The sequence below is a fragment of the Mycobacterium sp. URHD0025 genome (genome assembly GCF_000426065.1).
GTDB lineage: Bacteria > Actinomycetota > Actinomycetes > Mycobacteriales > Mycobacteriaceae > Mycobacterium.
In genome coordinates, this window is sequence record NZ_KE384491.1 from 506,848 (window position 1) to 519,404 (window position 12,557).

Annotated in this window: 6 protein-coding genes and 1 pseudogene; 4 read left to right on the plus strand and 3 right to left on the minus strand. The window is 65.8% G+C overall.

The genetic code is table 11. The features are described from left to right. Positions 1 to 41 precede the first annotated feature (41 nt). Positions 42 to 7,718: pseudogene (locus tag H977_RS34260) on the minus strand (non-ribosomal peptide synthetase). 515 nt (positions 7,719 to 8,233) lie between these two features. Next, a complete protein-coding gene (locus H977_RS0130885) occupies positions 8,234 to 8,947 on the minus strand; it encodes a LysR family substrate-binding domain-containing protein (RefSeq protein WP_029111483.1) in 714 nt (237 codons plus the stop codon). 28 nt (positions 8,948 to 8,975) lie between these two features. Here H977_RS0130885 and H977_RS0130890 point away from each other — a divergent pair, with 28 nt between their 5' ends. Beyond that, the gene (locus H977_RS0130890) at positions 8,976 to 9,362 is read left to right on the plus strand and encodes a DUF5997 family protein (RefSeq protein ID WP_029111484.1); all 387 of its coding nucleotides are present in this window, start codon (positions 8,976 to 8,978) and stop codon (positions 9,360 to 9,362) included. Positions 9,363 to 9,405: 43 nt separating this feature from the next. Here the strand turns inward: H977_RS0130890 and H977_RS0130895 are convergent, their stop codons facing one another. After that, entirely contained in the window at positions 9,406 to 9,846 is a 441-nt protein-coding gene (locus H977_RS0130895) for a hypothetical protein (RefSeq protein ID WP_029111485.1), read from the minus strand. A gap of 100 nt (positions 9,847 to 9,946) precedes the next feature. On the opposite strand from H977_RS0130895, the gene H977_RS0130900 reads away from it, so the two are divergent. The 3 genes from H977_RS0130900 to H977_RS0130910 are packed head-to-tail and all read left to right on the plus strand — an operon-like array spanning position 9,947 to position 12,552. Beyond that, positions 9,947 to 10,828, plus strand: a complete 882-nt coding sequence (locus H977_RS0130900; RefSeq protein WP_029111486.1) for an SDR family oxidoreductase — start codon at positions 9,947 to 9,949, stop codon at positions 10,826 to 10,828. 10 nt (positions 10,829 to 10,838) lie between these two features. Beyond that, positions 10,839 to 11,912 (plus strand): NAD(P)H-dependent amine dehydrogenase family protein, encoded by a 1,074-nt coding sequence (locus H977_RS0130905; protein WP_029111487.1) that lies wholly within the window; start codon positions 10,839 to 10,841, stop codon positions 11,910 to 11,912. 10 nt (positions 11,913 to 11,922) lie between these two features. Next, positions 11,923 to 12,552 (plus strand): TetR/AcrR family transcriptional regulator, encoded by a 630-nt coding sequence (locus tag H977_RS0130910; protein WP_029111488.1) that lies wholly within the window; start codon positions 11,923 to 11,925, stop codon positions 12,550 to 12,552. Positions 12,553 to 12,557 lie beyond the last annotated feature (5 nt).

The following is a 12,557-nucleotide window of genomic DNA, read 5'->3' on the forward strand; positions in this document are numbered from 1 at the left end:
TCGATTCCCGAACCGCAGCGTCCCAGCTCAGGCGCCATCCTCTAGGCCGACGATTGCAGCGGCGCAAGCAGGCCGAACCGCTCCAGATCCGTGACGTACTTGGTGATGATGGATGGCGAGATGTGGGGAATATCGGGGTCTTCGTTGTCAGGGCCGATCCCGGCTTCTCGCACCGCGGCCTGGAATCGGTCGGTCGGTCCGTAGGATCCGTGAGTGGGCTCCGGAGCTTTCAGATCCCTGGTGAACTGCGACGCCAAGATCTGTAGCACCGAATGCCGGCGCTGCCGCTCGGGTAACGCGCGTAGAGCAGTTTCGAAGCGCCGCAACCATTCCCCGAAATCGGCGACGCGTTCGATCCGGTAGCCGGCCTCGATCAGCCAGTCGACGTATTCGTCGATGCCGATGCCGTCGTCGTGCGGATTCATCACGTGATACGTCTCGAAGTCGGGCGAGCCTGCACGGGCCAGCTGCCAGCCCAGCGTGGCGATCGCCTCGGCGACGAACCCGACGGGCAGTGCGTCGTAGTGGGCTCGTTGACGGTTGCCGTCGGCGTCGAGTTGATAGAACGATGCCGGCGCCAGACCGGTGGCCACCACGCTCAGCACCATTCGGGTGAAATTGTCCGGGACGTTGAGCTGACCCGCGTAGCTGGTGTCGGCCAGAATCATGTCGCAACGGAACACCGCGACTGGCAGGCCGCACAGATCGTGCGCCTCGCGCAGCAGCACTTCCCCGGCCCACTTGCTGTTGCCGTACCCGTTGGCGAAGCTTCCGTCGAGCGCACGCACCGGACTGATGGTCCGGATGTCCGCGTGCTCGGTGAACGCCGAGGGCTCGATCTGATGGCGAACGTCGGCAGTCGACACGAACGTTTAAGGCTTCAGCTTCGTGGTGATCGCGAACCGGATCAGCTCTGCGGTGCCCACCACATTGGGTCTGAAAAACTCGTTGTAAGAGAGGATTCCATTGACGAACGCCGCCGAATCGACGATCACGTCGACGGTTTCGGCCAACTGACGCCAGGTAGATTCGTCCAACCCGAGATTGCGTTCGCCCTTGTCCCCGGCGATCACCTTGAGTCGTCCGTCGGTCAGTTCGCGGAAATGGCGGTACAGGACGGGGTCGGTGTCGAACGTCGCCTCGAGTCTCCGTCGCGCCTCGGCATCCGAGTCCGCACGCACCAGACAGATCACGGTGTCGTCGGCTCGGCGCAGGCGGTTGAGCCAGTCCAGCAGCAGATAGCGGCCGAGGAATCCGGTGGCTCCGGTCAGCAGAACGGTGTGTGGCTTGTCGTTGGGACGCGGCAAAGTTGGGGCAGTCCGCAAGGTGGGTCCGTCGATGAACTTCTCCAACTTCAGGTCACCGGCCCGCAGTTCGTCGCGTCCGGCGCCGTGCACGGATTCGAAAGTGATGTCGCCGGCACCGGGCCGGGCACGCGATTCTGCGTCGCGATCCAACTGCCGGCACAAACCACTCACCGAGGGCGCCTCGAACAGCGTGCGTACAGCGAGGTCTGCCTTCAGCGCGGTGTTCACCGCGGCGACGACCCGCATCGCCGTGATCGAGTCACCGCCCAGTTCGAAGAAGGAATCATCGACCCCGACCCGGTCGACTCCGAGAACCTGGGCATAGATGGCTGCCACTGTCGCCTCGGTCTCGGTGGCCGGTGCGCGGTACGGATCGGCGCTCTGGAACTCCGGGGCGGGCAGGGCCCGCTTGTCGAGTTTGCCGTTGACCGTGAGCGGCAGCGTATCGAGGACCACGATGGCTGCGGGCACCATGTACGCCGGGAGCCTTTCGGCCAACGAATCTCGTAGCGCGGCGGAATCGACGCTACCGGTGGATGTTTCGGTGACATAGCCGACCAGACGCTTGCCGCCGGGACCGTCGTCACGGGCGATCACCGCGGCTTGGCCCACCCCGTCGAGTTCGGCCAGAGCCGCCCGGATCTCGCCCAGCTCGATCCGGTAACCGCGGATCTTGACCTGCTCGTCAGCCCGCCCCAGGTACCGCAGCTGCCCGTCCTCGCCCCACTGCACCAGATCGCCGGTTCGATACATCCGGGTTCCTGAGCCGCCGAACGGGCATGCCACAAATCGCGATGCGGTCAGCTCGGGCCTGCGGACATATCCGACAGCCACACCGAGTCCGGCCACGTACAGTTCGCCCGCCACACCGGCCGGCACCGGCCGCAGCCAGTCGTCCAGAACGAACAACGCCGCCCCGGGTACCGGAGAGCCGATCGGGACGACGGCCGCGTCCGCCGCCAAAGGTGCACTGATCGCGGCATAGATCGTGGTCTCGGTCGGACCGTAGCCGTTGATCATCACCCGCCCCGGGGCCCACCGGCCCACCACCTCAGACGGGCACTCCTCGCCGGCCACCATCAGCGCCGCCGACTCCAGACCCCCTTGTTCGAGCGCCGCCAGTGCGGCGGGCGTCTGACTCAGAACGGTGACTCCTTCGGTGACCACCAGCTCTTGCATCTCGCGCGGTGACGCGACGACCGAGTCGGCGACCACCACCAGCCGCGCTCCGTGCAACAGGGCACCCCAGATCTCCCAGACCGAGTAATCGAATCCGTAGGAATGGCACTGCGTCCACACCTGTCCCGGCGCCGACGTGACGCCGACGTCCAGTGAATCGAACAGCCGGGTGACGTTGTGATGAGTGACGGCAACGCCTTTGGGATTTCCGGTGGTGCCCGAGGTGTAGATCGCGTACGCGATGTCGCCGGGCCCGGGCGCCCGCAGCCGGGCGGCGCGGCCGACGACACCGGCCGGGACGTCGGCTTCGACGACCGCCACGTCCACGCAGTCCAACCGTGGACGTAGTTCGCTCGTGGTCACCGCGACGACGGGCGCGGCATCGGCGATCATGAAACTCAACCGGGCGGCCGGCACCGCTGGGTCGATCGGCAGGTAGGCCGCCCCGGTTTTCAGCACCGCGAGCATCGCCACGATGGCCTCGGCGCAGCGGGGAACCATCAGTGCCACGAATTCGCCTGGTCCCGCACCGCGCGCCGCCAACTGGTTCGCCAACCGGTCAGCCGCCTCGTCGAGTTCTCGATAGCTCATGGAGCGGTCTCGGAACGTCACCGCGGGTGCCTGCGGGGCCCGCGCCACCTGCTCGGCAAACCGCTGCGGAATGGCGGAGGGTGCGCTCACCGGCGGATCCAACACGTCCCGGTGCGCCCACTCGTCGAGGCGCTCGCGCTCGGCCGCATCGAGCACACTGATGGAGCACAACCGCCGAGCAGGTTCCGCGGTCATGGCGGCCAGCAGTCGGCGGAACCGCTCGATCAACGCATCGATGCTGGCCACCTCGAACGCGCCCGAGTCGAACTCCACCCGAATGCCGAGCTCGTGACCGGGAATTACGACCACCGACAGCGCGTAGTGGTTGAACTCACGGGTGCTGAAGTCGGTGAACGCCAATTCGTGGGCGCTGGAGAAGGTACTGGTGTACATCGGGTAGTTCTCGTAGAGGAACAGCGTGTCGAACAGCCGGTCGTGACCGGTGAGCTGATGGATCTCGCTCAGCGACAGATGTTCATGCTCGACGGTGTCGTTGTGGGCATTCTGCAACCGGCTCAACAGATCACCCACGGTGTCGTCGGCTGTGGCGCGGGCTCGGACCGGCACGGTGTTGATCAGCAAGCCCACGATCGTGTCGGACCCGGCCAACTCCGCCGGGCGGCCGGAGACCGCAGTGCCGAAGACCACGTCGTGCCGGCCGGTCATCGTCATCAGCAACTGCGCCCACGCCGCCTGCAGGACGGTGTTGACGGTGGTGTGACACGAGCGTGCCAGTTCCCCAACGGCTTTGGTGACATCAGCGGCAACTCGGTAGGTCTGCACACCGCGTGCTCCGGGCTCGGCCGGGGCGGCGACCAGTGTGGGATGTTCGAATCCGTGCAGTACATGGCGCCAGGCCGCTCGCGCCGCGTCGAGATCCCTTTCTGCCAGCCAGCTCACGAAATCCCGGTAGGTGCCGGTCGCGGGCAAACGCTGCCCGAAGTAGCCGGCACAGATCTCCTGCATCAGGATCGGCAGCGACCAGCCGTCGATGACGATGTGGTGGAAGGTCAACACGATCCGGTGCTCATTGCCCCTGGTCCGGATCAGCGCCGCCCGGAATGCCGGACGCGCGCGCAGATCGCAAACGGCGGCCCGTTCGGCCGCGCACAGCCGCTCGATCTCCGCGTCGGGCTTGCGGTCATCTTCCCGAAGATCCAGGTACCGCCAGGCCATCACCGGGTCGCGGGGAATGACCTGTACCGGCTCACCCGTATCGACGCAGAATCTGGCTGTCAGGTTGGGGTGCCGGCTCACCACCGTGTGCAGTGCGTCTCGCAACCGATCGCGATCCAGTACCCCACTGGCCGTGAGATCCAGCTGCACCGTGTAGACGTCAGCCGCTGCGGCGGCATCGGACCCGTGGCCGAGGCCGGTGTGGAAGATCAGGCCTTTCTGGACCGGGGTCAGCGGCAGCACGTCGGCGATCCGGTACTGCTGCTCCAGTTCGTCGATCTCCTGCTGACTCAGCCTCGCGGGCACGATGTCCGAGGGAGTCAGGCCACCGCCTCCGGCGGACACGTGCGCGCAGATTCCGGTCAACGCGTCGAACCACAACCGGCTCAGTCGAAGCACTTGCGCCTCGTCCACCAGTGACGGCGCCCAGGTCCATGCGGCCCTCAGGCTCGGGCCCTCATCGCTGTCCTCGGTACCCGCGTTGAGATCCACCGTGTGCATCAGGGGCATGGCCACCGCCGAGGCCGCGCCGGCGATCGCCAGCCCGTCCTGATCGATGCGCCATAGACCTTCCGGCGCCTCCACCCCACCGGCGCCGACACGCCCCAGATAGTTGAACCCGATGGTCGGCTCCGAACCATCCAGATCCACCTCAGGATTCAGATGTCGCAGCAATCCGTAGGTGAGGCCGTTCGGTACGGCACGCAACTGCTCCTTGGCGTCTTTGACGATCGGTCCGAGACCCGCCGCACCGGAGACAACCTGCTGCCAAGGCAGCCTCCCGGTCGACAGCGCGACCGGATACCTGGCGGTGAACCATCCCACGGTGCGGGACAGGTCGATGTCGGGGGCCAGCTCTTCGCACCGGCCGTGGCCTTCGACATCGATCCCGACGGGTCCCAGGCCCGTTCCCAGGAATTCGTTCCATGCCAATCCGAATGCGATCAACAGAATGTCCTGTACCCCAGCGTGAAACGCCGCAGGCACCGCACCGAGTAATTGGCGGGTGGTCTTGGGATCCAGTGAGACCGACAGCTGTCCGGCGCTGGCGTAGGTGTCACGCGCAGGGTCGATGCGGGCCAACGTCGGGGGGCTCGACATCACCCGGCGCCAGGCCTCGGCCAACTCGACCACCTCGGCGCCGGCGGCATAGTCGTTCAGCGCCGCGGACCACCGGGCGAAGGACGTACCACCGCCCGGCAACCGCACCGGCTCACCACGCTGCAATTGTGCCCAGGCAATATTGAAGTCTTCCAGCACGATTCGCCACGACACCCCGTCAATTGCCAGATGATGGACGAGCAGCGTCAGTTTCCCGGTGCCCGGCACCCACAATGCCGAGAGCATTCGGCCCGCAGGCAGATCAAGTCGATCCCTCGCCGCGGCCAACACCTCATACGACAGCGTCTCGACGGTGCGCAAACAGTCGCGGGCATCTACCGAACCCGGATCGGGCACGCTCAGCGACCAACCGTCTGCTTCCACCCGGACCCGCAGCCGCAACATCGCGTGGCGGTCCAGCAGGGCTTGGAGCACCGCGATCAGATCGGCCTCCGTCGCTTTCCCGGGAGCTTGCAGCACCACCGTCTGATTGAACTGTCCGACCGGGCCGTTGACGGTTTGCAACCATCGAATAATCGGGGTCGCAGCCACCGGACCGAGGCCTTCGTCGACGACGTCGTCGGCGCCGACCGTGCGGCACACCGCCGCCAGCCGGGCCACGGTCTGCTCGACGAACACATCGCGCGGCCGCAACTGCACGCCATGCGCCCGGGCCAGCGCGACCACTTGCATCGACAGGATGCTGTCTCCGCCCAAAGCGAAGAACGAGTCGTCGGCGCCGATCCGGTCCTGGCCCAGCACCTGCGCATAGATCTCGGCCAGAATGGTCTCGAGCTCGGTGCTCGGCGCCCGGAATTCGCTTGCACCGCTGCGGTATTCCGGGGCCGGCAGAGCACGCCTGTCGAGCTTTCCGTTGATCGTCAGCGGCAGCGATTCCAGCACGACCACGGCGGCCGGGACCATGTACGCCGGCAAGCGCTCGGCCAGTGCAGCGCGGATTTCGGCCGGATCGGCAGTGCCGGTGAAGTAACCGACCAGACGCTTGTCCCCGGGACGGTCCTCCCGCGCGATCACAACGGCCTGGTCCACGCCGTCCGATTCGGCCAGCACGGCCTGGATCTCGCCTAGCTCGATGCGGAAGCCACGAATCTTGACCTGTTCGTCGGAACGCCCCAGATATTCCAGCTGCCCGTTGTCGTCCCATCGCACCAGGTCCCCCGTGCGGTACATCCGCTGCCCTGGTGCACCGAACGGGCAGGCGACGAACCGCGATGCGGTCAGGCCGCTCCGCCGCACGTATCCGACGGCCACCCCGGCCCCGGCCACATACAGTTCGCCCATCGTGCCCTCGGGCGTCGGCCGCAGGAATTCGTCCAGCACAAACGCCGCGCCACGCGGCACCGGGCGGCCGATCGGCACCGTCCGCGCCTGTCCCGACAACGGTGCACTGACCGCCGCGTAGATGGTGGTCTCTGTCGGCCCGTAGGCGTTGATCATCACGCGCCCGGGCGCCCAGCGTCTGACCAGATCTGTCGGGCAGGCCTCGCCGGCTACGACCAGGGTCGTCGAATCCAGCCCATCAGGGGACAACATGCCTGCTGCGGAAGGGGTTTGGCACACTACCGTAACCTGCTCGCTGATCAGCAGCTCATGCAGCTCCAACGGTGAGCTTCCCACTGCCTCGGGCACCACCACCAGCCGGCCGCCGAGCAACAGGGCGCCCCAGATCTCCCACACCGACACGTCGAACACCAGCGAATGCCATTGCGACCAGACCTGTTCCGGCACCGAAGGCAGCACGGCAGGCAACGACTGGAGCAGCTGGGTGACATTGTGATGGGTCACGGCAACGGCTTTGGGCACGCCGGTGGTTCCCGACGTGTAGGTCAGGTAGGCCAGATCGTCAGGAGCCGGTTCGGGCAGTCGGCTGGCAGGTGGCCCGTCATGGGCAAAGCGGTCGACTTCGATCACCGGGATGGCGAGTTCGGCCAGCCGCGGACGCAGATCAGTGGTCGTGACCGTGGCGACCGGTACGGCGTCGGCGATCATGAAGGCTATCCGCGCGTCGGGATGCGCCGGATCGATCGGCAGGTATGCCGCCCCGGATTTGAGCACGGCCAGGATCGCGATGATCGCCTCGGCGGAACGGTTGAACAGCAATGCGACACACTCGCCCGCGCCGGCGCCGTGGCCGACCAGCAGGTGCGCCAACCGGTTGGCGGCGCGGTCGAGCTCGAGGTAGGTCCACGAGCGCTCCCCGCATGTCAATGCCGTCGCGGCCGGGGCCCGGTCCACCTGCGCCGAGAACAACTCCGGAATTGATGCCGGCACCCCCGCCGACTGGGTCAGGGCTGCGCGGTTGCCCCAGACATCCAGGGTGTTGTGCTCGTCGTCGTCGAGCAAGTCGATCGACAGTAATCGCAGTGACGGGTCTCCACTCATGATTCCTCCCCCGAGAATCGGCGGTTACGGTCCCCAAACCCGTCACAACTGGCCCCGCCGGTCTCCCGTATCGGAAGAGAATAATGTGGCGGTTAGGGCCCTAACCGTCGTTCGCGAAAACTTGCGTTCACCAATTCACCGGCAAATATGCATATAGTGGCAATTCAATTGCTCACTCTTTGTTGGCAAACATCGCGTTCAAACCAATGAACATAAAACAACCCAGCTGGAGCGGCTGGTTGACCGGCCCCGCAAGCCGAACGCGCAAAGTGATACCCAGGCAGCGAACCGCGAGATCCAGGAGATTCACTGTCGACTATTCCCAAACCAGGAAACGCCTCGCACACAAACTAATGCAATAGTGGCAAACCCTGGGAATATTGCCCACAAAAGCACATCAATCTGCGCCCCCAGAGGGTGCAGCGGCTTTGCCAGTTTGTCCCGGTCCGCTCACACGTCTGCGGGTGCACGGCGTATCAGCGTCGACCGCGCTTGGCCGGACCCGGCTTGCGGGCGACCTTGCCCGCCGCGGCCCGGGCGGCCTGCTTCGCGAGAGTCTTCTCCCGGGCAGTGCGTTTCGGGGCCGACTGCGCCTGCCCCCGTGACGAACTGGCCTTACGGCCGCGCACGATTCCGATGAACTCCTCGATCAGTTCCGGTTGCGGCCCTTCCGCGAAGGCGAGCGCCACGGGGCAGGTGGGTGCGTCGGCGATCGGGCGGTACGTGAGGTCCTTGCGGTGATAGAGCCGCGCAAGTGACTGCGGGACGATGAGTGCCCCCATCCCCGCGGCGACGAGTTCTATTGCGTCCTTCGTGGTCTCGGGACGGTGATCGACCCGGGTGCCGGGAGCGCCCGCCCAGGCGACGACATCGTCGAGCGGCAGCAGGGTCGGTTCGCCGTCGAGGTCCGCAGCGGTGATTTCGTCGACGGCACTGAGAAGGTGATCGGCCGGAACCACCGCCACCGTTGTCTCCGCGTAGAGGGGTATGAGGGCCAGCCCAGACGTGTCGGCGGCCGGACGGAGCAACGCCACGTCGACGGTGCCGTCGCGCACTGCGGCAGCCGCGTCGGCCGCCGCGACGGCCTGCAACCGCAGCCGAACGTCCGGGTGGCGCTCCGCCCAGACCCGTGCCCACTTCGCGGGTGTCCCGCCAGGGACGTACCCGAGGGTGAGGGACTGCGGGGTCACCGCCCCAGGTTACCGATACGCTGGTTCCATGAGCAGGCCGAACGCGCAGTCCATGAAACCCGCCACCGCGGCGAAGAAGCTGGACGTGTATTTGCCTGCGACACCGGCGGAGTTCCAGGAGAACGCGATCACCCGCTCCGAGCTCGCGGCCCTGCAGGATGACCCGCCGCAGTGGCTCAAGGACCTTCGCAAGAACGGCCCGCACCCGAAGAACCTCGTGGCAGCCAAGTTGGGCATCTCGATCGCCGGCCTCGCACGCGGGGGTGTCGGTGATGCACTCACCACCGAGCAGATCGACCAACTGCTCGAGGAGAAGCCGGAGTGGCTCATGGCAGAACGCGAGAGCTACACAAACGTGCTGCAGGAGCAGCGACGCCTGAAGGCGGTACGCGCGGAGCAGGCTCGCGAGAGCTGACTTCTGGAACCGCCTGCGGACAGCACGGTGATCGTTCGATGGATCAGTCGGGTTCCCGCGCGTCTTTCGCGAGCAGGTGTGCGTACGGATCTTCTTCCGGCCCAATATGTTCGGGCATCGGATAATAGGTCTTGATCAGCAGATCGCCGGCCTGATCCCAGGCAAAAGTCTCAATGCTGTAGGCGGACTGGACGTCGGGCTCAGTGCCGAAAGAGTTCTCGCAGACCCAGGCCATCTCGTCGCCATTGACCTGCACGGTGATCATCCTGATCTTCAGGATCGACTGGAACATGTCGAACGCGTCGGAGGTGGCGGCGGCGAAGCCGTGCTTCTCCTCGGTACCGACGGGGTCGAACATCCGAACCTCGCCCGGGCAGATGGTGCGCCACGACGCCACCCACTCGTCCTTCTTACCGGCGTTCCACAGCTCAGCGTGCTTTGCCGCGTGCGCCAATCGCGCGCGCCGACTCGGAACATTGCTCATCGTCGACTCCCCTCCCGTGCACCCAGCCACGATGCCTGAGCCGCACCCCAATGTCGGTAATTTCGCGACGCAAGAAAAATAACAGATGTAATCTTTTGGCGTGGCCAGCTCCGATACATCTCCCGAACTGGACGGAAAAGTCGCGATAGTCACGGGCACGAGCCGTGGTGTGGGAGTGGGTATCGCGCACGAACTCCTCCGCGCGGGTGCGACGGTGATCGGCTGCTCTCGCGCACCGTTGGACAGGCTTCCTGGCACCGAGACCACCCCGGACTGGGCTGACCGTTCCGCTCAGATGGTGTGCGACCAAGCCGATTACCGGGCCATCGACGCCTTCGTCGCACGTGTGGCAGACATCTATGGACGCGTCGACATCCTGGTCAACAATGCCGGCGGCACCGTCCCGTCTCCTTCGGTCGATGCCGTGCCCAGCTTGGTCTCGCGCATCCAAGGGGCACCTGCCAGTGACGACGAGTACGAACGCAGCGTGCTGTTCCATGCCTTCGCCGTACAGATGAACCTGATCAGTCCGCTGTGGTTCGCCATCCGCGCACACCGGCAGATGAAAACGCAGGACGGCACCGGTTGCATCATCAACATCTCCAGCGGGGCGAGTCATCCGGCAGGCTCCCCCACGCTGGTGTCCTACGGCGCGGCCAAAGCCGGCCTCAATCACATGACGCGGTCGCTGGCCCAGGAATGGGGTCCGACGGTGCGGGTGAATTGCGTTGCGCTCGGGCCCACCGTCACCGAGAACTTCCAGTCCTTCGTGCTGCCCAAGGATGACCCGGACGGCGAGAAGTACTTCGCCCCGATCCCCCTCAAACGAGGTGGCGAACCCGCCGAAGTGGGGCGCACCTGCGTCTTCCTCGCATCCGGTGCGGCCGACTACATCAACGGCACCACCATCGAGATCGACGGCGGCATGCTCCCCGGAGCCCTCTACGAGGCCGGCCTCAAGACCATCACCGACCTACTCTGAAGGAAAACCATTGACCCGCCGAGTCATTCAATTCTCCACCGGCAACGTCGGTGTCCACGCGCTGCGGACCATCATCGGGCGCCCAGATCTCGAACTCGTCGGTGTGCACGCCGCATCCCCGGACAAGATCGGGCGTGACGCCGCAGACCTCTGCGGTTTGTCCGCTCCGACCGGAGTGATCACCACGTCGGACATCGAAGAACTTGTCGCGCTGCGCGCGGATTGTGTCGTCTACACCTCGCAGGCCGAGACACGTCCGCATGAGGCCATGGCGGATCTGATCCGCTTCCTGAGTGCGGGGACGAACGTCGTCGGGACATCCTTTGTCTGGCTGGTCGCACCCGAATTCACCGATGCATGGCTGCGCGAACCGCTGCAGCAGGCGTGCGAGGACGGCAACTCGACGCTCTACGTCAACGGCATCGACCCGGGCTTCTCGGGCGATACCCTCGTCTATTCGGCGCTGAGCCTGGCCGGCCGGGCCACCGCGATCACCGTCCAGGAGATCTGCGAATACGGCAGCTACGACGACGCCGAATTCACCGGTGTCAGTTTCGGTTTCGGCACCGATCCCGACCACCAGCCCATCCTCTTCGCGCCGGGCGTGCTCGCGTCGATGTGGGGAATCCAGGTGCGCAGCCTGGCCCGCGACCTCGGCGTCACACTCGACGAAGTACGCGAGCGACATCAGAAATGGGTGACTCCGGAACCGATCTCCACCACCATGATGGACGTCGCGCCCGGCCGGGTGGCAGCAGTCCGGTTCGCGGTGGAAGGCATCCGCGACGGCGAGGTCATCATCACCATGGAGCACATCAACAGACTCACCCCGAATGATGCGCCAGACTGGGCCCGTCCCCCAGACGGCAGGCCCGGCGTACACCGCGTCACCGTCGAAGGTGATCCCGGTATCCGAATCGACACCCATGTCGGCGGATCCGGGATCGATCACAACATCGGCGGCGTCGTCGCCACCGCGGCGCGGGCCGTCAACGCCATCGAGGCGGTATGCCGCGCCCCCGCCGGTATCCGGGCTGCCCACGACCTCCGGCCGCTGGACCACCTTGCCGGCACGATGTGGTGACGTAGGGCGCATGGCAGGGTCCCCAGTACCCCGGCGGCCGCCCAGCGGCAATCAGGAACGCGCCGAACGCACACGCCGAACCGTCATCGACGAAACGGTGCGCTACATCCTCGACGAAGGCTTCGCAGCACCCAGCGTGCGACGCATCACCGAGCGCGCCGGCCTCACCTGGGGCGTTGTGCAGTATCACTTCGGAGACCTCGGCGGACTGCTGATGGCAGTGGTCGACCAGGGAATCGCCGAACTCACCGAGGCACTCGAGAGACTTCGTCACGAGACAGCAAGCCTGACCACCGATCGCCGCACCGAGGTGGTGGTGGACGCACTGTGGCAGGCGTTCTCAAGCCCGACCTCGATGGCCGCGATCGAGATCCTCATCTCCACCCGCGCAGCGCGCGACAGCGAGGTCAACGCCCAATTGTCCGCCACCATGCGGGAATTCACCGAGCTCGGCAGACACCTCGGCGAAGATCTGGACGCGCCACAGGCCACCGAGATCGGCAACCTCATCTGGGCGACGTTACGGGGAATCGTTCTCGCCCAAATGGTTTCGCCGCAGCCCCTGGACACCAGCAGAGATCGCCGGACCCTGGTCGACGTGCTCAACACTTATATCCGGGCACAGCGCACGCGCCCCTAGAAAGC

Bases quoted from the DNA above. Each gene is read 5' to 3' on its own strand.
- H977_RS0130890 (WP_029111484.1), top strand. From the start codon at position 8,976: ATGAGCAGGCCGAACGCGCAGTCCATGAAACCCGCCACCGCGGCGAAG.
- H977_RS0130895 (WP_029111485.1), bottom strand. From the start codon at position 9,846: ATGAGCAATGTTCCGAGTCGGCGCGCGCGATTGGCGCACGCGGCAAAG.
- H977_RS0130910 (WP_029111488.1), top strand. From the start codon at position 11,923: ATGGCAGGGTCCCCAGTACCCCGGCGGCCGCCCAGCGGCAATCAGGAA.